Here is an 18,861-nt window from a genome sequence, read left to right as displayed (position 1 = left end):
GCGGCGCTCCCCGTCAGCCGCCGGGGCGGGCGATGCGCTGCAGCAGCCGCACGACGATCAGCGCCGAGAGCACGGGCACCGCGGCGGTGTACCACCACTGCGGCACGCCGAGGCCCGGCGAGGTCAGGCCGCTCTGGAAGTCGTCCCACCACATCAGCCCGCCCCACCAGACGAGCACGCCGAACATGACGACGCCGCAGCCGAGCGCGAACACCCGCTGGACGGCGCGGCCGCGCGCCGGCAGCCGGTCGACCAGGAAGGTGATGGCCAGGTGATGGCCCCGCGCGAAGGCGCCGGCCGCACCGACGAAGGTCATCACCACCACGAGGTAGACCGACACTTCCTCGGTGAAGGCGAAGGATGCGTTGGTGAAATAGCGCGTGAGCACGTTGACCAGCGTGATCACGCACAGCACGGCCATGATCAGCGCCGCCAGTGCGTCCTCCAGCCGCAGCGCGGGGCGCTCCACCCGCGGCGGCGGCGCGGCGCCACCCTCCGGCGCGCTCATTTGCGGCGGCTGGCCGCCACCTCGGCCTCGGCCTTCTTCACCAGCGCGGAGCCGATGGAGGCGGCCCATTTGTCCACCACCGGCCGCGTGGCGACGGCGAACGCATGCTGCTCCGCGGGGGTGAGCACGGTCACCTTGGTGCCCGCCGCCTCGGCCTGTCTGATCAGGGCGTCATCGCCGGGCGAAACGCCCTTGCGCGTGTCGGCGATCTCGGCACCGGCGGCCTCGATCGCAGCCTGGCGCACGATCTCCCGGTCCGCCGGCGTCCAGCTTTCCCAGGCCTTGGCGGAGACCGCGAACACCAGCGGGTCGTTCACGTAGTTCCACTTGGTGAGGTATTTCTGGTTGAGCGTCCACATCTTGGCGCCCACGAACAGGGAGATCGGGTTCTCCTGCCCGTCCACCGCGCCGCTCTGCAGGGCAGGCTGTGCGTCGGCAAAGGTCATCTGCGTGGGGTTGGCGCCCAGCGCGGAGTAGATGTCGTTGAAGATGGGCGAGCCCACCACGCGGAACTTCAGGCCCTTGAGGTCCTCGGGCCTGCGGATCTCGTGCTTGGAATTGCTGATCTCGCGCGCCCCGTTTTCGCCCCAGGCGAGCGGGACAACGCCCCGCTTCTCGACGATGGCGAACAGTTCCTTGCCGACCTCGCCGCGGATCAGCGCGTCGAAGGCGGCCTCGTCGGGCACCAGGAAGGGCAGCAGGAACAGGTTCAGCTCCTTCACGTGCGGCGACCAGTTGATGACCGAGGAGACGTTGAAGTCGATCGTTCCCTGGCGCAGCGCGGTGAACTCGCGCGTGGTCTCGCCGCCGACCAGCGACGAGCCGGGATACCACTTCACGTTGATGCGGCCCTGCGTGCGCTCCTTCACCAGGCGGGCCCATGCCTCGGCGCCGCGGCCCAGGGGAAAGGCATTGTTGACGTTGGTCGAGAGGCGGTACTCCGGCTTGTACGCAGCCTGGGCGAAGGCAGCGCCGCCGGCGGCCAGGCCGAGGACGAGGGGGAGGAGGGAGGTGAGCAGGTTCTTCTTCATGATGCGTGTGCGTGCGTTGTGCGGATCGGGATTTCAGCGTTGCAGGAGCCTGCGTGCGGCGTCTACCACCTTGCCGGCGGTGATGCGGGCTTCGTCTTCGAGGACGGCGGCGTAGCCCACCGGGATGCGCGGCGCGCCGAGCCGCGCCACGCGGGCCGGGCTGTGCTCGGCCACCGTGGCGGCGACTTCGGCGCCGAAGCCAGCCACCTGCACAGCCTCGTGCACCACCAGCACTCGGCGGGTGCGCTCGGCCGAGCCCAGTACCGCCTCCCGATCCCAGGGCCACAGCGTGCGCAGGTCGATCACCTCGGCGCCGATGCTTTCGCGCGCCAGTGCTTCGGCGGCGGCCACGCAGGCATGCACCTGCCGGGACCAGGAGACGATGGTCAGGTCGTTGCCCGGATGGGCCAGGCGTGCCTTGCCCAGCGGGACGTGCGCACCCGGTGCCACAGCGCCGGCCACACCCCACAGTTCCTTGTGCTCCATGTAGATCACCGGATCGCCGCAGGCGAGCGCGGCATGCAGCAGCCCGTAGTTGTCCGCCGGCGTGGCGGGAGCGGCCACCACCAGGCCGGGGATGTGCGCGAACCAGGCTTCCAGGGACTGAGAGTGCTGCGCCGCGGAGTTGCCCCACAGCCCGATCGGCATGCGCGCCACCAGCGGCACCCGTCCCTGGCCACCGAACATGAAGCGGTTCTTGGCGGCCTGGTTCACCAGCTCGTCGATGGCGCACAGCGCGAAGTCCACCACGCGCAGTTCCACCACCGGCCGCACGCCCGCCAGGGCCATGCCCACGGCAGCCCCGACGATGGTGGATTCGGAGATCGGCGTGTCGACGATGCGGTGCCCGCCGAAGCGCCGGGCCAGCGGCGCGCCGTCGGGATCGCGGTATTGCCCGAACACGCCACCACGTCCCAGGTCCTCGCCGAGGGCCACGACGTTCGGATCGGCTTCCATCGCCTCGGCCAGAGCCAGCGCAGCCGCCTGCGCGTAGCTCAGGTCCAGGGTGTCCACCACGCGGTTCATGCCCACACTCCCGCTCCGGTGTCGATCACGTCCTCGTAGGCGTCGGCAGCGGTGGGCGCAGGCGCCTGCTCGGCGGCGTGCAGCGCCGCCTGGATCTCCGCCTCCGCCTCGCGCTCCACGGCGTCGGCTTCGGCCGCACGGCCCTGGTTGTCCAGCCTCGCGCGGGCGCGCGGAATCGGATCGCGCAGCAACGCCAGGCGCACGTCCTCGGGATCGCGATAGGCCGCCGGGTCCACGGACACGTGCCCCTTGTGGCGGTAGGTCAGCGCGTGCAGCAGGCGCGGCCCCTGGCCGGCGCGCACCTGCGCCACCAGCGCGGCCGCGGCGGCGTCGACCGCCTCGACGTCGTTGCCATCCACCTGCGTGGCCGGGATGTCCAGCGCCTCGGCGCGCACGCTCGCGCCGGCGCCGGCCGTCATCGGGCCCGACGCGGTGGTGGCCGAGATCAGGTTGTCCTCGCACACGAAGAGGACCGGCAGCCCGTACACGACGGCCCAGTTCAGCGACTCGAAGAAAGGGCCGCGATTGATCGCGCCGTCGCCGAAGAAGGCCACGGCGATCGCTGCCTCGCCGCGCAGGCGCAGCGCATGGGCCGCGCCGACCGCGATCGGCAGGCCAGCTGCGACCACGCCGTTGGCGCCCAGCATGCCGACGGAGAAGTCGGCGATGTGCATCGAACCGCCCTTGCCCTTGTTGTAGCCCGTCGCGCGTCCGAACAGCTCGCACATCATGCGCGTGCTGTCGGCACCCTTGGCCAGCGTGTGTCCGTGGCCGCGATGGGTGGAGGTGAGCAGGTCCGCCGGCCGCAGGTGGGCGCACACGCCAGCCGGAATGGCCTCCTGGCCTGTGGACAGGTGCAGCGGGCCGCGCACCAGCGCCGGCTTGGTGGAGGCAGACAGTCCCCAGGCCTGCACGCCTCCCTGGCTCGCGGTCTCGGCCGCGTTCTCGAAGGCCCTGATCCGGACCATGGTCCGGTAGAGCGACAGAAGATCGGTCATGGATGTCGGCGGGGCGGCCTGGGCAACCGGGTTGAACTGGTCGCCCGGCGCGCTTGTGTGCCGTGGATGCGATGAAGAGCGGCGAGCGTAGTCGCTGGCCGGGCCGGCTCCAACGACCCTTTTCGCATTTGCTTACTGCGCAAAGAGCTGAAGCGGCGCAGCGCTCCGTGGCGGCCAATGCGCCTGCGTGCCGCCGGTGCCCGTCAGCCCCACCACCTGGCCAGCAGGCCGAGCGGATGGTGCGCACGCGCGATGCTGTAGACCATGCCGAACGCCAGCAGTGCCGCCAGGTAGCACCATGCCCGTGCACGCCGGCTGCGGGCGCGCCGCAGCGCCAGTACGCCCAGGACGATGTACAGCGCGAGGAACGCCAGCTTGCTGTAGAGCCAGCCGTTCGCGAACATGGCGCCGGGGAGCATCGAGGCCAGCATCAGCGCAGCGGTGAGCAGGGCGGTGTCGATGCCGTAGCTCGCGATGCGCACGGCGGCGTGGCGGGGCCAGCCCATGCCGGCCAGCACGCCGGCGCCGCGCGCCGCGAACAGGGTGCCGCTGGCCAGGGCCAGCCCGATGTGGATCAGCTTGATCTGGGGATAGAACTCGAACATCCGCTGCCCGGTCGCTCGCCGTTCAGCGGCTTGCCGCACCCGCGCCGGATGCCACGGGCTGGCGGGAGCGTGGGTGCACCCACAGCCTCAGCACGAACCAGGCAAGCGCCAGCGCGCCGATGCTGAAGACGACGTCGCCCGGCACGCGCATCCAGACCAGCAGGTCGACGATGGGCTTCTGCATGAACTCCGCCGAGCGCGCATACCAGTAGCCGTGCTCGATGGCGGCCAGCAGCTGCAGCGTGCCCAGCGGGAGCAGCGTGAGCACGGCCATCAGCGCCAGCCCGATGTTCAGCGCCCAGAAGCTCAGGCGCAGGGTCTTCTCGTTCCAGGCCTCCTGCGGCCGCAGGCCGCGCACGCAGAACAGCACGAGCGCGATGCCCAGCATGCCGTAGACGCCGAACAGCGCCGTGTGCCCGTGCAGCGGCGTCAGGTTCAGGCCCTGCATGTAGTACAGCGACAGCGGCGGGTTGATCAGGAAGCCGAACAGCCCGGCGCCGACCAGGTTCCAGAACGACACGGCCAGGAAGAAGTAGATCGGCCAGCGGTAGCGCTGCATCCACGGCGTCGAATGCCCGAGCCGGTAGGTGTGGTAGGCCTCGAAGCCGAGGTAGGCCAGCGGCACCACCTCCAGGGCGCTGAAGCTCGCGCCCAGCGCCACCACGGCCGTGGGGCTGCCGACGAAGTACAGGTGGTGCAGGGTGCCGAGCACGCCGCCCGTCATGAGTGCGGCGTTGCGCTGGATCTGCGCGCCGGACCACAGCAGCACGGAGAACGAGACGATGAGCAGCGCGCCGAGAGCCACCCACAACCTGCGGGTGTTGTTCACGGCAAGTCTCCTTGGGATGTCGATGGCAGGCTGTCCGCCTGGATGCGCACCACGGTCACCAGAAGGGTGCAGGCTTCATGTGCGCGCACGGCATGGGGTTCGGCAGCCGGCAGTGCGACGAGCTGGCCGGGCGCCAGGACAGCGCCTTGGTCATCGTGGGCGCGCGGAATAAAATGGATCCTAAATACATCTTATAAACAATGGAAGCCGGCGCAGGTCCCATGGAGCCGCCGGCTTGCGCCGACGCGAGGCAGCCGGGAAGAGTGCGATGCAATTGACGCGTATGACGGATCTGGCGATGCGGCTGCTGGTCTATGTGGCGAGGCATCCGCGGCGCCTGTGCACGATCAAGGAGGTCGCGGACGCCTATGGCGTCTCCGGGGCGCACCTGATGAAAGTCACGCACCAGCTCGGCCGGCACGGATGGATCGAGACCACGCGCGGCAAGGGCGGCGGCATGCGCCTTGCACATGCGCCGCGCGAGATCAACCTGGGCGCCGTGGTGCGCTCGATCGAACCCGACTTCAACCTCGTGGAGTGCTTCGCGGGCGGCAGCGACTGCACGCTGAGCGGGCGCTGCGGCCTGGCGGGCATCCTCGAAGGGGCGCTGCGCAGTTTTCTCGAGCACCTCGACCGGTTCACGCTGGAAGATGCGCTGGCAGGCATGAGCGCGCGCGCGGACCGCGACTGGAAGCCGCTCGCCTGGCTGGTCCTGGGAGAAGGCATTGGACGCACAAACACGCTGGCGCAGCAAGGATGACCGGGCTGCCGCCTCGCATCGCGCCGGCACGGCCGGGCGACCGCGGTTCCTGAACCTGGCGGCGATCCGCTTTCCGATCGGGGCGATCGTGTCCATCGGGCACCGGCTGTCCGGCCTGGCGCTGGCGGCGCTGCTGCCCTTCGTGCCGGCCGCGCTGGCCACTTCGCTGCGCAGCGAGCAGGGCTACGAGGCCCTGTGGTCCGCCTGGAACTCGCCGTGGGCGCTGCCGGCCGAGTTCATCGTCGTGTGGGCATTCCTGCACCACGTGCTGGCCGGCATGCGCCATCTGCTGATGGACATCGGCATCGGCGCGCGACTGCCGCAGGCGCGCGCCAGTGCCTTCGGCGTCCTGTCCACCGCCTTCCTTCTGGCACTGGCCCTGGTCGCGCTGCGGAGGCTCGGATGAGGCAGTGGAGCGGCCAGCGGGCGTGGCTGCTGCAGCGCATCAGCGCGCTCGTGCTGCTGGCGGCCGTGCTTGCGGGCGGCTGCTGGCTGCTGCTCGGCGGCGCCCGGCCCGGCTGGCCGTCGTGGCGTGCGTTCGCGGCCCATCCTGCGGGCGCGTCCGTGCTGCTTCTGGTGGCGGGTGCGCTCGTGGTCCACGCCTGGGTCGGCGTGCGCGACGTGCTGCTCGACTACGTGCACCGGCCAGGGTTGCGCCTGTCGCTGCTCGCGCTGCTCGGCGTGGGGCTGGCGTTCGTGTGGGTGCGCACGCTGCTCGTCCTCGCCGTGCCGATGTGGAGATGACCGAGGAGGAGGGCGCATCGTGAAGTTCCAGATCTACCGTTTCGATCCGGACGCGGGCCTTCGCCCCAGGATGCAGGATTACGAGCTGGAGGCCAGCCCCGCGGACCGCATGCTGCTGGATGCACTCATGCGGCTCAAGCAGCAGGACCCGACGCTGTCCTTCCGGCGCTCGTGCCGCGAAGGGGTGTGCGGTTCCGACGCCATGAACATCAACGGGCGCAACGGGCTGGCCTGCATCCAGCCGCTGCGCGACCTGAAGGAGCCGGTCGTGCTGCGGCCGCTGCCGGGCTTTCCCGTGATCCGCGACCTGATCGTCGATATGACGCAGTTCTTCGCCCACTACCGGGAGGTGCGGCCGTACCTGATCAACGACGCGCCGCCGCCCGAGCGCGAGCGGCTGCAGTCGCCGCAGGAGCGGGACACGTTGAACGGGCTGTACGAATGCATCCTGTGCGCCTGCTGCAGCGGCTTCTGTCCGTCCTACTGGTGGAACCCCGACAAGTTCATCGGTCCCGCGGGGCTGCTGCAGGCCTACCGCTTCATCGCCGACAGCAGGGACACCGCCACGGCAGAGCGGCTGGACTACCTGGACGACGTCTACCGGCTCTATCGCTGCCGCACGATCATGAACTGCACCGAGGTGTGCCCGAAGGGGCTCAGCCCGTCGCGGGCCATCGAGAAGATCCGTCTGTCGTTGGCGCGGCACTCGGTGTGAGCTGAGCGGCAGGGCGAGGGAGCGGCCCCGGGAGCCGGGCCGAGGATCGCGTCAGGTTTTGACCAATCTTTGATTTGACATAATACACAGGCTGTCCGGGGTCAATAGGGGCAAACCCGGCAGCAGCAGGGGAGGGGGCAATCAGGCTCACCGCCCCCACGGCGCCGACCACACAGGCCGCTGCCGCGCGCCCGATGAAGCGCCGCACCATGCGCGTCTTGCACGCGCTCTCCCGCTCCGATTCGAGCGCCGCCAGGACGATCCACGGCTGTGGGTCTTCGCCCATTTCCTCGGCCAGGGCGCCCGCGATGGCCGGGCTGATGTGGCCGCGCATGCGAGCGGTGTGGAGGGCATTCCGGCTCAGGTTCAACCGCTCGTGCCAGTAGGGCGCAGGCTGCTTTGACAGCGCGCGGTCTAGCAGGTCCATCGTGCTTTTGATAGCCATGTTCGATTAGACTCCTTGCACACATAGTGTTTGCACAATTGCAAACACACTGAATGCATCATATGGTGCGCTCCGCAAACAAGGTGTTTGCATTCATAGGAGCCACCATGATCCGAGTCAGCATCACCAGCACCGCCGTCCGCGAGCAAAGCGGCACGTCCAAAGTCAACGGCAAGCCCTACCACATGGCGTTCCAGACCGCGTGGTTCTGGCTGACCGACCGTGACGGCAAGCCCGACCCGCACCCGACGAAGGTCGAAATCATCCTGCCCAAGGATAAGAGCGACGGCGCGGCCGTGTTCTACCCCGAGGGCGAATACCAGTTGGCCCCTTCCAGCATCTACGTGGACTCGCGCGGAAACGTTGCGGTGGCTCCGCGTCTGGTGCCGCTCCGAGCGCCTGCGAAGTCTGCTGCGTAAGGGGCCATCCCATGCTGTCGCTTGAAGCGAGGCGGGCGGCGAAGCTGGCGCTCTTGGAGGGCGCCATCGCCGGGCTGTTGCGCGATGCCGATGAGATCGGCGTCGATGGCCTGACCATCAACGCCGAGGCCGACGCGGGGCAGATCGTCATCGATCTGACCTACACGTCGAAGGGTATGCCGGTGTCGGGAGAGTCGCTGTGAGGCGCGGCACGTTCCTTTGCCTGCTGCCGCGTGTGGCGGGTCATCCGCCCGCGTGGTTCCGTCTGTGCCGCGCGCAGCCGCTGCATGTCTGCCGGACGCTCGAAGGTGCGAGCGCACGCGCGAACCAGCCGGAGGCCTGGCTGTGACCGCCGCGCAGCACACGCCAGGCCGCGTCATGAGCATTGACGACGCCATGACCGCATTGACTTGTGCCCTCACATCCAAGGATCGGCTTTTGGCGGCGGAGGCCCTTGCCGCCGCAGCTAATCGTGAAGCCGAGCGGATTCGCGCCGCCATGAATGTCTCGCTCTATTGCTGCTATCAGTGCTTCCGCTCTGTGCCGTATCTGTTCGACGATTCCAGGTGCTCTCGTTGCACGCGAGTTTTGCCGGAGGCGTGACTGTGACTGTCGCGCCCGTGTTCCGTGTGTGGCCGGATCGAGCAGGGCAGGGCGCCGACAAGCGCACCGGCCCGCGCGTGGTGCCCTACCGCGCCATCATCTTCCGCCGCTCGTTCTGGCTGGAACGCCAGTTGGAGTTGCCGCTGTGAAGGGCGATGCTGTGTTCGGCGTCTTGCTGCTGCTGTTCATCGTCGGCGTGACTGCGGCTGTGCTGTGGTTGGAGTGGTCGCTGTGATTGGCGTGCTGCTGTGGCTGTTCTGCACGGCGATTGCGTTTGCGTCGTGGTTGGGGTGGCCGCTGTGATCCGCCTGACAAAGTGGATCGCGCTGCTGTTCGCGTGGTTCGCGTCCTTCCTGGCGCTGGGCGCGCTCAGTGAGTGGCGTTGGTGGATGTTCGTCGGCCCCGTCCTCGCGGCGGTTGTGCTGCTGCTGGTGTCGGTGACGGCGGCGGCTGTTGAAGCGGAGCGCAAGGCATGAACGTCGCCGCCGTCGCCACCCTTCGGGCCTCATCGCAGGCCCGTTTCCTCGCGGCCTGGGAGTCGCACGAGGCGCGCGCAGCGCGCGGGCTTGTCTCAGTATCAACAAGTGGTCTTGCGGCCCTTCCGACCGCGATGCAGTGGGCGGAAGGGTGCATCACTATCGACCGCGCGGCAGCGCGCGTTACCCGTCTGCGCAAGGCGGTCGGCGTTGCGAGCAAGTGCCACCTGAATCTCAGCGAGGGCACCGGCGAAAACAACGTCATGGTGACCCTCACCTACCGGGGCAATAACGACGACTGGCAACCGCGCCACGTCAGCGACTACATCCGCAAGGTGCGGCTGTGGTTCAAGGATCGGTGCCCCGGCCAGAAGCTGCGCTACGTGTGGGTGGCCGAGTTGCAGCAGCGCGGCGTCATCCACTACCACGCCGTGTTCTTCCTCCCCGCTGGCGTGCGCATGCCCCATGCCGACCGCAAAGGCTGGTGGCCCCACGGCAGCACGAACACGCTCAAGGCGACGGCGCCCGTCGCCTATCTCATGAAGTACGCCTCGAAGGTCCAGACGAAGAACGTAGGAGGGTTCCCCCGTGGAGCACGCATACACGGTTGCGGCGGGCTTGATGCTGTGGGCGCTGCTATTCGGCGCTGGTGTCTGTGGCCTGCGTATGTGCAGGGCAATGCTGCGGTGGGAGACGCCTTCAAGCCTGCGCAGGGAGGCGGCTATCTCAATGCTGACACCGGGGAGCTTCTCCGGTCTGAGTGGGCGCCAACGGGTGGCGGTTACAGCTGCTTTATTCGAGTCCGTGAATGCCCGCGACGTGTTGACGCATCGGGGCCTTTTTCGTGGCTCCCGGGTGTAGGGGAGGGCGATGCATGCGCACGCGTCCTTCACTGATCGACTGGCCCGACGCGCGCGCGCTGCGCACGCGTAGCGGGTGCTGCGCGTGGAAGGAGGGCAGGGCATGAGCGGTCAGGGCTGGTGGGCATTCGCGTTCTTCATCGCGGCGCTGTGGGGTTGCTCGCAAACGCCCCCCGTTGCGTCAGCGCAGTGGTGGCATGACCGGAACTTGGAGGCTGCGAAGTGGCCTCCGCACGAATGGAGGCCGCGATGAGCATGGATTGGAGCAACGCGGCAGACGTGGTGCAAGCCATCTACTGGACGGTGCTTTTCATCGTCTTCTGCGTCGGTTACGGCCAAGGCAACAGGATGGTGTGATGTTCGACGTTGCTGTGATTCTCAAGTTAATCGGCGCTGCTGCCGGCATGTATGTCACGGGCTTTGCGGCTGGCAAGGCTGCAGCGTGGGTGCGTGCCATCGGCAACGTCCTCTGAGTCGGCATATCGCCGCACCGTGGCCGGGTCGGTTCACCCGGTAGGAGAAGTGAAGATGATCGAGAAGACCCGCGCCGTTGTGCGCAAGTATGGCCCGCAGGTGACCACGGCTGTGATGACCCTGCCGTTGGCCCTGGCGGCGCGCGCCCAGGCCACCGATCCTTTCGATGCGGCGGTGGACACCATCACGACGAAGGTGGAAGCCTACGGCGGCGCCCTGGTCGGCCTCGCCGCCGTCGCCGTGGTGTTCTTGGTGGGCGTGAAGTACGTCAAGAAGATTCCGCGCGCGAGCTAAGCATGCGGGCCACCGAACAGCACATCCGCGCCCTGCTGCGCATCGTCGCGGCGGTGCTGTTCGTGTGGGCGATGCCGGCGCATGCGTTGATCCCTCCGTTGACGAATGCCTACTATGTAGATCAGCACACGTTTTTGGGGCTCACGTCGCCCCGCACGGGCTACCACTCCACGAACGTTGACGCCTGTAGTGAGTGGATGGATATCGCTCAAGGCACGTGGAGCGGCTATCCGACGCGGGACGGTGTTGTTGGTGGCGGCAACTATGGGACGTGTCGGATATCTACGGTTGGTGGATCGAGCGTCTATAAGGTCATCAGCCGCGCGTCGTCGGTATGCCCGGCGAACAGCACGGCGGTATCGGGCGGCTGTCAGTGCAACGCCGGCTATGCAGAGCAGGGCGGGCAGTGCGTGGCGAGTCAATGCAATTCGACCATTGGGAAGACCATTGAGATAACGTCAACCACGGGGTGGACGCGGACGCCCAACGATAACGATTTCAATTGGATTGGCGGGGGTCCTGAATATTCATTCGGCAAGACGTTGTGTGAGGCTGGGTGCGGCTATGAGGTCGGCTATGACGTTGTGGACGCGTCCATTTCGCAGACACCGAATGCGCAGGGCCTGTATAGGAATTCGACCACGTACAAAGCTACGGGTAACGGTGCGGCTTGTACGCTGGGGCCGGAAGATGCGAATAACCCAGCGGCACCCGAGCCTGATTGTCCGGGCTATGTAGGTGAGGTGGGCGGCGTTGCTGGATGCTACGGGACTGCTCAGAAGCCGGTTGATACGGTGAGTGTGCCGAGGAGCGATGGCACGCCGAGGGCGGGCAATCCGCCTTCTGGCAAAGTGCCGGATCAGGATGTGGGCAAGTCGCCTGGGGAGCGTACGCCGTCAACAGGCAACGGCGGTAACGCGGGCGGACCATCGGGTGCCGCCCAGGGCGGTCGCGGCGGCGGCGCTGGCGGCGCGTCGAGCGGCACCGGCAACACGAACAAGCCCGGCGAGGGCGAAGAACAGGAAGCATGCGGAGCGCCGGGTCAGCCCGAGTGCACGGTGAAGATCAACGAGAAAGGCACGCCCGGCGATCCGAAGAACAAGCAACTCGAAGACGGCGTGAACGAGTTAAAGCAAGCGCAGCAGGATGCACTCAACAATGCCGAGAACACGGCCAAGGGCTGGTTCAGCGGCTGGGGCTTCGGCTTCTCGCTGCCGTCAGGCTGCACGCCGCTCGATATGGACGGCTACGAGTTCTCGGTCAACTTCTGCCGGTGGCAGAGTGTCATCCACGACATCATGAGCATTGTGTGGCTCATGGTCACTGCCTGGGCCTGTATCGGCATGGTCGGGCGCACGGTGAGAGGAGGTAGCTGATGCCGTTACTCGCGCAACTGTTCATGGGCCTGTTCGGCTCGCTGCTCGGCGGGCTGGCGAAGGACGCCACGCGCAAAGCCGTCACGTTGGCCGCGACGATCACATCATTCGGGGTTGCGGCTGCTACGCTGATGCTGGCGTTTCAGAGCATCGTGTCGCCCATGCTCTCGGCGATGTTCTCCACCGGCTACGGTCAGGCGCTCGGGCTGGCATTCCCGCCTGTCGCGGGCGATTGCCTTGCGAGCTACGTCCTATGCTGGCTGGCGTGTGCCGCGTATCGCGCGCACCTGCGCATCACCGAAGCCACCGCGAGCGCCTGATGCCCGTCTACAGCGTCGAGGGCAAGTTGGGCACCGGGAAGACCAAATTCGCCGTGTGGCGCGCGCAGCAAGCCCTATTCGAGGGCCGCAGGGTCGCCAGCAACGTCGATCTGAAATGCGAGGTGCTGAACCCGTTCGGTCGCAGCAACTACGTTCGCATCCCGGACAAGCCGTCATCGCTGGACCTCGAAGCCATCGGCCACGGCAACCCGGACAGCTACGATGAAGACCGTAACGGGGTGCTCATCCTCGATGAGTTGGGCACTTGGCTCAACGCGCGCAGCTTTCAGGACAAGGACCGCGCGCACGTGCTGGACTGGCTTATCCATGCGCGTAAGCTGGGGTGGGACGTCTACCTGATCGTGCAGGACGCCGGCATGATCGACAAGCAGGTGCGCGAAGCCCTGATCGAGTATCAGGTCCGGTGCATGCGTGGCGACCGCATCAAAATCCCGATCCTCGGCCACGTCCTGGGCGTGTTCAACAAGCGATGGGCCTACCTGCCCAAGTTCCACATGGCGACGGCGCGTGTCGGCTACGGGGCCGGGGCCATCGTCGCGGAGCGGTGGCAGTATGTGGGCAAGGGCCTGCACGCGGCCTATGACACGCGGCAGGTGTTCTCACCCAGCTACCCGCACGGCGCGCACTGCGTCCTGCCGCCGTGGGACTGGAAGCCCATCGAAGCCGGCTGGATGGCGGGCCTCCGGCGCATCCTGGGTGTCAAGAAGCCCGAACCCAGGCCCAGGCCCCAGCCGCTGCCCAAGAAGCCGCTGGCGGTGATTCTGGCGCGTCTGCCGGCCCATGAATCGGTGCGCTGGACGCGGTACTGCATCGCGCGGGGCTTCCTGTAGGCCGGGGTTCGGGGTATGGGGCAGCGCCCCATGCTGGCCGGTCCAAGATGGCGAGTCTCCCGGTTAGTGGCTGGAAGCTTCGACCGGTAGGCAAGGCGAAAGCTGGACATGCAGGCCGGGCGCATCGAGGCCGATGCAAGCCAGGATGAATCACCGCGAGGCAGGACAGCGGCAAGCCACGGAAGGCGATTCGTGCTTGCAGAACAGACCGCCGAAGGCGCGGGGGCCTCGCATACCATCGCCGCATGCGATGGCTCCCGCTCGTTCTCTCCCTGGCCCCGGTCCTGGCGTCCGCGCAGTCCTACATGGGGCAGGACCGGATCAACCAGCTTTGCGCGGAAAAGGCAGTGAATACGTGTACGGGCAGGCGCTTCGGCCCGTGCCCTGGGGAGCCTGGATATCGGCCGAGTCCGAATCATCCCAGCGAGGTTCGTCCCCCAGGAACGGAGAGTTGGCCGCAGGGTCCGATCGTTCTGCCTCCATCAAAGCGATCATGCGCCAAGCTTGATGCAGCTCGCGCTGCCGCATCGCAGCGAGCGCGTGATAGTGCGCGATGAGGTTGCCGCGCTCGGCCTCGAGCGCCGACATGCCGAACCGTGATTCCCAGTACAGGGCCAGATGTGCCGCCCGGGGCGCGCCTCGATGCCGCCAGCGCCGTAGCGTGCGCTCGGTGACGCCGAGGTAGCGGGCGATCTTGGCGGGCGGCAGGCCCAGGTCCTGGCACATCAGGTCAAAGGGCGGCAGGTGTGCCGGCGAGGGGGCGCGGAACATGGCACAAAGCCGCCATGATCGCGCGGCGCAGGCGTCTCAGCCATTTGACATAATACACATTGTATTTCTCATCGATGTGTATTCGTCAGCCCGGCAGCCGCTACCAGCGGCCACCGCCTGCCGGCTTCGCCGCCCTCGGCGCCCTGGCCGCCGCGGCACTCAGCAGCTCGATCGCGTCGGGCCGGTTGCCGCGCCGGGCGAAGTCCAGCGCCGTCATGCCTTGCTGGTTCTTCATCGTGATGTCCGCGCCTTCGTCCAGCAGCAGCTTCACGGCCTCGGCCGAGCCGTACATGGCGGCCATCATCAGCGGCGTGGTGCCGTTGGGCGACTGGGCGTCGATGAAGGCGTAGCGCTCCAGCAGCAGTTTCATGATCTCGACCTGGCCGGAGGTCGCCGCGTAGTGCAGCGGCGCCCAGCCGGTCTTGTTGACGGCCGCATCGCGCGCCAGCAGCTGGTCGACGAACTCCTTGCGGCCTTTCAGCGCAGCCATCATCAGCGGCGTCTCGTCGCTGCCGTTGGCGGCATCGACGTCGGTCTTCGGCGAGGCGATCAGCACCTTGGCCACGCGCGGCGACGGCTCCCGCAGGGCAATGACCAGGCCGCGCTGCTGCTTGGCGTCCGGCGTGTTGGGGTCGAATCCGCGCTCGATCAGGCGCTCGACGGCGCCCGGGTTGTCGCTGATCACGGCACGGAAGAAGTCGTCCGCCGGTGTGGCATGAGCCGAGAGATAAATTCCTGATGCCAGAATGAGATATGCGAATTTCTTGAAGTGAATTCTCATGAATGGATGTCCCTGAAGAGCGTCTCGAAGTTGAGGCTGGTGGCCTCGGCCACGGCCTCCACCGGCATGCCGCGCAGCGTGGCGATCTGCGCGGCGACGTAGGGCACGTAGGCCGGCGTGTTGGTCTTGCCGCGGTACGGCACGGGAGCCAGGTAGGGGCTGTCGGTCTCGATCAGGATGCGGTCCATGGGCACGAAGGCCGCCACCTGACGCAGTTCCTCGGCCTTCTTGAAGGTCAGGATGCCGGAAAAGGAGATGTAGAAGCCCAGGTCCAGCGCCGCCCGCGCCACCTCGGCCGTCTCGGTGAAGCAGTGGAACACCCCGCCGGCCGCCCTGCTCCCGCCGTCCTCGCCCTCCTCGCGCAGGATGCGCAGCGTGTCGGCGGAGGCTTCGCGCGTATGGATCACCAGCGGCTTGCGCACCTGCTGCGCGGCGCGGATGTGGGTGCGGAAGCGCTCGCGCTGCCACTCGAGGTCGGCGACGCTGCGGCCGCCCTTGCGCTCGTCCATCTGGTAGTAGTCCAAACCGGTCTCGCCGATGGCGATCACCTTGGGCCGGGCAGCGCGCTCGACCAGGTCGTCGATGGTCGGCTCCTGAACGCCCTCGTTGTCCGGATGGACGCCAATGGAGGCCCAGAAGTTGTCGTAATCGGACGCCAACCGATGGACGTCGTCGAATTCCTCGAGCGTGGTGCAGATGCACAGGGCCCGGTCGACGCCGGCGGCGGCCATGTCGGCGCGGATGCGTGGCAGGTCCTGCAGCAACTCGGGAAAGCTCAGGTGGCAGTGGGAGTCGGTGAACATCGGAGGAGGAATGGCAGGCGGCCGGCGCACCAGGCCGGCGCCGGCGGCATGAGCGTCATTGTCGAGGCGCCGCGGCCGGGCCGCGTGCCGGCGGGCTCAGATGGTCTGTGTCGGCCGGTCGGAGGCCATGCTGCCGCCCAGCGCCTCCTCGATGCGCGCCTTGAGCTGACGCGACTTCTCGTCGGAGGGGAAGCGGATGCCGACGCCCGGCGACCGGTTGCCCGCGGCGCGCTGCGGCGTGATCCAGGCGACCTTGCCGGCCACCGGATAACGCTGCGGATCGTCCGGCAGCGTGATCAGCACGTAGACGTCGTCGCCCAGCCGGTACTCGCGCGAGGTCGGGATGAACACGCCGCCCTCGGCGAACAGCGGGATGTAGGCCGCGTAGAGCGCGCCCTTCTCCTTGATCGCCAACTGGATGACGCTGGGACGGGGGGGATGGGCTGCGGGGGCGGCGGGCGTGTTCATGGTCTGGGGCGTGCGGCGCGCGCCGAGTTTAGGGCGGCCTGGGCCTCGCTCACAAGGAACTCCGTCATGAGACCGGCGTTGAATGGATGCTCTGCCGTGCGCGCCGCGCGCGCCAGCGACTGCCACCAGCGCGCCAACGGCGCCGCCGGCGGAGCGGGCGGCAGGTCCTGAAGGTCGAAGAAGCGCGGCACCGCGCCGGCGCGCACGGCCATCAGGTCGTGGCAAAGCTTCTGCAGCACCTCGATGGCGGCGGACGGTGCCTGGCCGGCCAGCGCCGCGGCCTCGCCGCGCAGCAGGGCCTTGGGCAGCAGCCGCCACGCCTGGGGCGCCGGGCCGTTGCGGGCCAGGCGCAGGGCGGCATCGGGGCGGCCGCCGGCGGCGCGCAGCAGGGCCTCGGCCTCGCCGGCCGCGATGCCCTGCCCCTCCAGCCAGGTGCGCGCCTCGTCGGGCGCGGGCCAGGCCAGCGCGTAGCCCAGGCAGCGGCTGCGGATCGTCGGCAGCAACTGCCAGGCGGCCTCGCTGGCCAGCACGAAGCGCACGTCGCCGGCCGGCTCCTCCAGCGTCTTGAGCAGGGCGTTGGCGGTGACGGCGTTCATCCGCTCGGCCGGATAGACCAGCACCGCCTTGCCGCGCCCGCGCGCACTGGTGCGCTGGGCGAAGCCGACCGCATCGCGCATCGCCTCGACGCGGATCTCGCGGCTGGGCTTGCGCTTCTTGTCGTCGATGTCGGCCTGGGCCTTCTCGCCCAGCGGCCAGCCCAGCTCGAGCATGTCGACCTCGGGCATCAGCACCGCCAGGTCGGCATGGGTGCGCACGGCGATGGCGTGGCAGCTCGGGCAGTGGCCGCAGGCGCCGTGCGGCGCGGGCTGCTCGCACAGCCAGGCGGCCGCCAGGGCCAGTCCCAGTTCGTACTGGCCGAGGCCGGAAGGACCGTGCAGCAGCCAGGCATGGCCGCGCTGGCGCAGCAGTTCGTCGCAGGCGCGGGCCAGCCAGGGGGCCAGGGGCGCAACGCTCACGCCAGCCACCCGCGGCGGCGCACGGCCGCTGCTACCTGCGTGCGGACCGCCTCGCGCGGCGCGTCGGCGCCGATGCGCTCGAAGCGCGCCGCATCGGCCGCGGCGCGGTCGGCATAGCCCCGGGCCACGCGGCGGAAGAACTCGACCGGCTGCGCCTCGAACTTGTCCGGCAGCCGCGCGCCGGCCAGCCGCTCGGCGGCGATCTCCGGCGCCAGGTCGAACCACAGCGTCAGGTCGGGCTGCAGCAGGGCGCCGCCCTGCCCTTGCCCGCCCTGCACCCAGCCCTCCAGCGTCGCCAGTACGCCGGTGTCGAAGCCGCGCCCCGCGCCCTGGTAGGCGAAGGTGGCGTCGGTGAAGCGGTCGCACAGCACCACCTCGCCGCGCGCCAGGGCCGGTGCGATCACCTGCACCACATGCTCGCGCCGCGCCGCGAAGACGAGCAGCGACTCGGTCAGCGGGTCCATCGGTTCCGACAGCACCAGCGTGCGCAGCGTCTCGGCCAGCGGCGTGCCGCCGGGTTCGCGCGTGCGGCGCACGGTGCGGCCGGCGGCCTCGAACAGGCCGGCCAGCGCGTCGATGTGGCTGGACTTGCCGGCGCCGTCGATGCCTTCGAGCGATATGAACAGGCCGCGCGTCATCCTCATTGCCCCCGCTGGTACTTGTTGACGGCCCGGTTGTGCTGGTCCAGCGACTCGCTGAAGTGGCTGGTGCCGTCGCCGCGCGCCACGAAGTACAGCGAGCGGTGGCGCGCCGGCTGCACAGCGGCCAGCAGCGCCGCCTTGCCCGGCATGGCGATCGGCGTGGGCGGCAGGCCGGGCCGGGTGTAGGTGTTCCAGGGCGTGTCGGCCTGCAGGTCGCGCCGGCGCAGGTTGCCGTCGAACTTCTCGCCCAGGCCGTAGATGACGCTGGGGTCAGTCTGCAGCGGCATGCCGATGCGCAGGCGGTTGGCGAAGACGCCGGCGATCTCGGCGCGGTCGGCGGCGCGGCCGGTCTCCTTCTCGACGATGCTGGCCAGGATCAGCGCCTCGTCGGCGGACTTCAGCGGCAGGTCGTCGGCCCGGGCGGCCCAGGCCGCCTCCAGCTTGCGGTCCATGGCGCGCATGGCGCGCTGCAGCAGGGCGACGTCGCTGGAGTTCTTGGAGTAGGTGTAGGTGTCGGGGAAGAAGCGGCCCTCGGGCGCGACGCCGGGCCGGCCGAGCTGCTGCATGAGCTGCTCGTCCGGGAGGCCGGCGCTGTCGGGTCGCAGCATCTCGGCCTTGGCGAGCGCGGCGCGCACCTGGCGGAAGTTCCAGCCCTCCACCAGCACGATGCTGCGCGTGGCCTCCTCGCCGCGCACCAGCACGGCCAGCAGGGTGCGCGGGGTCAGGCCGGCTTCGAGTTCGTAGCTGCCGGCGCGGATCTGCCGGTCCTGGCCCGAGAAGCGGAACCACCAGTACAGCAGTTGCGGATGCACGCCGGCGCCCGTCGCGGCCACGGCCTGCGCCACGCCGCGCGGCGTGGTGCCGGGCTCGATCGAGAGATCGACCTGCGGCGCCGGCAGCGCGATCGGCCGGTGCACCCACCACAGCGCCGCCGCGCCGGCGGCGAGCACGGCCAGCGAGGCGAGCAGGAACAGGGTGAGGAAGAAGCGGCGCACGGCAGGCGGGTCGGCGATCGGCAGGCAGCCCGGGAAGGCCCTGCGGCGCCTG

Annotated in this window: 27 protein-coding genes; 14 read left to right on the top strand and 13 right to left on the bottom strand. The window is 68.7% G+C overall.

The window, feature by feature from the left end:
• Window positions 1-13 precede the first annotated feature (13 nt).
• From Q392_RS28355 to Q392_RS28330, 6 genes are all read right to left on the bottom strand, one after another.
• Window positions 14-508 (bottom strand): TRAP transporter small permease, encoded by a 495-nt coding sequence (locus tag Q392_RS28355; protein WP_038216695.1) that lies wholly within the window; start codon window positions 506-508, stop codon window positions 14-16.
• Window positions 505-1,539 carry a DctP family TRAP transporter solute-binding subunit gene (locus tag Q392_RS28350; protein ID WP_038216694.1) on the bottom strand — a complete coding sequence of 345 codons (1,035 nt, stop codon included), beginning with the start codon at window positions 1,537-1,539 and terminating at the stop codon, window positions 505-507. Before Q392_RS28350 ends, Q392_RS28355 begins: the two co-directional genes overlap by 4 nt.
• Before the next feature lie 33 nt (window positions 1,540-1,572).
• A complete protein-coding gene (locus tag Q392_RS28345; protein ID WP_038217426.1) occupies window positions 1,573-2,565 on the bottom strand; it encodes an alpha-ketoacid dehydrogenase subunit beta in 993 nt (330 codons plus the stop codon).
• The gene (locus Q392_RS28340; protein WP_038216693.1) at window positions 2,562-3,563 is read right to left on the bottom strand and encodes a thiamine pyrophosphate-dependent dehydrogenase E1 component subunit alpha; all 1,002 of its coding nucleotides are present in this window, start codon (window positions 3,561-3,563) and stop codon (window positions 2,562-2,564) included. Before Q392_RS28340 ends, Q392_RS28345 begins: the two co-directional genes overlap by 4 nt.
• Before the next feature lie 203 nt (window positions 3,564-3,766).
• A complete protein-coding gene (locus Q392_RS28335; protein WP_038216690.1) occupies window positions 3,767-4,168 on the bottom strand; it encodes a SirB2 family protein in 402 nt (133 codons plus the stop codon).
• Between the two features lie 22 nt (window positions 4,169-4,190).
• Window positions 4,191-4,997: a cbb3-type cytochrome c oxidase subunit I gene (locus Q392_RS28330; protein ID WP_038216687.1), complete on the bottom strand. Its 807-nt coding sequence runs from the start codon at window positions 4,995-4,997 to the stop codon at window positions 4,191-4,193.
• Window positions 4,998-5,265: 268 nt separating this feature from the next.
• Here Q392_RS28330 and Q392_RS28325 point away from each other — a divergent pair, with 268 nt between their 5' ends.
• From Q392_RS28325 to Q392_RS28270, 14 genes are all read left to right on the top strand, one after another.
• Window positions 5,266-5,757 (top strand): RrF2 family transcriptional regulator, encoded by a 492-nt coding sequence (locus Q392_RS28325; RefSeq protein WP_084217459.1) that lies wholly within the window; start codon window positions 5,266-5,268, stop codon window positions 5,755-5,757.
• Window positions 5,723-6,163 carry a succinate dehydrogenase, cytochrome b556 subunit gene (gene sdhC, locus Q392_RS28320; protein ID WP_084217458.1) on the top strand — a complete coding sequence of 147 codons (441 nt, stop codon included), beginning with the start codon at window positions 5,723-5,725 and terminating at the stop codon, window positions 6,161-6,163. The genes Q392_RS28325 and sdhC overlap by 35 nt, the downstream gene beginning before the upstream one ends.
• Window positions 6,160-6,501 (top strand): succinate dehydrogenase, hydrophobic membrane anchor protein, encoded by a 342-nt coding sequence (gene sdhD / locus Q392_RS28315; RefSeq protein WP_038216684.1) that lies wholly within the window; start codon window positions 6,160-6,162, stop codon window positions 6,499-6,501. Before sdhC ends, sdhD begins: the two co-directional genes overlap by 4 nt.
• 16 nt (window positions 6,502-6,517) lie before the next feature.
• Complete coding sequence (locus Q392_RS28310) at window positions 6,518-7,216, top strand: succinate dehydrogenase iron-sulfur subunit (protein WP_211260335.1); 699 nt, start codon at window positions 6,518-6,520, stop codon at window positions 7,214-7,216.
• 552 nt (window positions 7,217-7,768) lie between these two features.
• Window positions 7,769-8,080, top strand: coding sequence for a single-stranded DNA-binding protein (locus Q392_RS28300; RefSeq protein WP_038216675.1), 312 nt, complete (start codon window positions 7,769-7,771; stop codon window positions 8,078-8,080).
• A gap of 11 nt (window positions 8,081-8,091) precedes the next feature.
• Window positions 8,092-8,283 carry a hypothetical protein gene (locus Q392_RS28295; RefSeq protein WP_038216672.1) on the top strand — a complete coding sequence of 64 codons (192 nt, stop codon included), beginning with the start codon at window positions 8,092-8,094 and terminating at the stop codon, window positions 8,281-8,283.
• A 175-nt stretch (window positions 8,284-8,458) separates the two neighbouring features.
• Window positions 8,459-8,683, top strand: a complete 225-nt coding sequence (locus Q392_RS33250; RefSeq protein WP_157008401.1) for a hypothetical protein — start codon at window positions 8,459-8,461, stop codon at window positions 8,681-8,683.
• Window positions 8,680-8,832 carry a hypothetical protein gene (locus Q392_RS33245; protein WP_169748363.1) on the top strand — a complete coding sequence of 51 codons (153 nt, stop codon included), beginning with the start codon at window positions 8,680-8,682 and terminating at the stop codon, window positions 8,830-8,832. The genes Q392_RS33250 and Q392_RS33245 overlap by 4 nt, the downstream gene beginning before the upstream one ends.
• A 99-nt stretch (window positions 8,833-8,931) precedes the next feature.
• The gene (locus Q392_RS28290; RefSeq protein WP_157008397.1) at window positions 8,932-9,159 is read left to right on the top strand and encodes a hypothetical protein; all 228 of its coding nucleotides are present in this window, start codon (window positions 8,932-8,934) and stop codon (window positions 9,157-9,159) included.
• The gene (locus tag Q392_RS32480; protein WP_245610849.1) at window positions 9,156-10,055 is read left to right on the top strand and encodes a rolling circle replication-associated protein; all 900 of its coding nucleotides are present in this window, start codon (window positions 9,156-9,158) and stop codon (window positions 10,053-10,055) included. The genes Q392_RS28290 and Q392_RS32480 overlap by 4 nt, the downstream gene beginning before the upstream one ends.
• Window positions 10,056-10,547: 492 nt before the next feature.
• Window positions 10,548-10,787: a hypothetical protein gene (locus Q392_RS28285; protein WP_038216666.1), complete on the top strand. Its 240-nt coding sequence runs from the start codon at window positions 10,548-10,550 to the stop codon at window positions 10,785-10,787.
• A 2-nt stretch (window positions 10,788-10,789) separates the two neighbouring features.
• On the top strand, window positions 10,790-12,163 hold the full coding sequence (locus tag Q392_RS33240) for a hypothetical protein (protein ID WP_157008395.1): 1,374 nt from the start codon (window positions 10,790-10,792) through the stop codon (window positions 12,161-12,163).
• Window positions 12,163-12,483 carry a hypothetical protein gene (locus Q392_RS28275; protein ID WP_038216660.1) on the top strand — a complete coding sequence of 107 codons (321 nt, stop codon included), beginning with the start codon at window positions 12,163-12,165 and terminating at the stop codon, window positions 12,481-12,483. Before Q392_RS33240 ends, Q392_RS28275 begins: the two co-directional genes overlap by 1 nt.
• Window positions 12,483-13,334, top strand: a complete 852-nt coding sequence (locus Q392_RS28270; protein WP_051954035.1) for a zonular occludens toxin domain-containing protein — start codon at window positions 12,483-12,485, stop codon at window positions 13,332-13,334. Before Q392_RS28275 ends, Q392_RS28270 begins: the two co-directional genes overlap by 1 nt.
• Window positions 13,335-13,655: 321 nt before the next feature.
• Here the strand turns inward: Q392_RS28270 and Q392_RS31565 are convergent, their stop codons facing one another.
• From Q392_RS31565 to mltG, 7 genes are all read right to left on the bottom strand, one after another.
• Complete coding sequence (locus Q392_RS31565; RefSeq protein ID WP_051954034.1) at window positions 13,656-14,105, bottom strand: helix-turn-helix domain-containing protein; 450 nt, start codon at window positions 14,103-14,105, stop codon at window positions 13,656-13,658.
• A gap of 100 nt (window positions 14,106-14,205) precedes the next feature.
• A complete protein-coding gene (locus Q392_RS28260; RefSeq protein ID WP_038216657.1) occupies window positions 14,206-14,886 on the bottom strand; it encodes an ankyrin repeat domain-containing protein in 681 nt (226 codons plus the stop codon).
• Window positions 14,883-15,689 (bottom strand): TatD family hydrolase, encoded by an 807-nt coding sequence (locus tag Q392_RS28255; protein WP_038216653.1) that lies wholly within the window; start codon window positions 15,687-15,689, stop codon window positions 14,883-14,885. Before Q392_RS28255 ends, Q392_RS28260 begins: the two co-directional genes overlap by 4 nt.
• Before the next feature lie 96 nt (window positions 15,690-15,785).
• Window positions 15,786-16,157: a PilZ domain-containing protein gene (locus tag Q392_RS28250; RefSeq protein WP_038216650.1), complete on the bottom strand. Its 372-nt coding sequence runs from the start codon at window positions 16,155-16,157 to the stop codon at window positions 15,786-15,788.
• Window positions 16,154-17,173, bottom strand: a complete 1,020-nt coding sequence (locus Q392_RS28245) for a DNA polymerase (protein WP_038217414.1) — start codon at window positions 17,171-17,173, stop codon at window positions 16,154-16,156. Before Q392_RS28245 ends, Q392_RS28250 begins: the two co-directional genes overlap by 4 nt.
• Window positions 17,170-17,811 (bottom strand): dTMP kinase, encoded by a 642-nt coding sequence (gene tmk, locus Q392_RS28240; protein ID WP_038216646.1) that lies wholly within the window; start codon window positions 17,809-17,811, stop codon window positions 17,170-17,172. Before tmk ends, Q392_RS28245 begins: the two co-directional genes overlap by 4 nt.
• A gap of 2 nt (window positions 17,812-17,813) precedes the next feature.
• Entirely contained in the window at window positions 17,814-18,809 is a 996-nt protein-coding gene (gene mltG / locus Q392_RS28235) for an endolytic transglycosylase MltG (RefSeq protein ID WP_038216641.1), read from the bottom strand.
• Window positions 18,810-18,861: the final 52 nt, after the last annotated feature.

The sequence above is a fragment of the Xenophilus azovorans DSM 13620 genome (assembly GCF_000745855.1).
Classification (GTDB): Bacteria; Pseudomonadota; Gammaproteobacteria; order Burkholderiales; family Burkholderiaceae_C; genus Xenophilus; species Xenophilus azovorans.
Note: the sequence above shows the minus strand (reverse complement) of the source record. Positions and strands in the feature narration are given on the sequence as shown.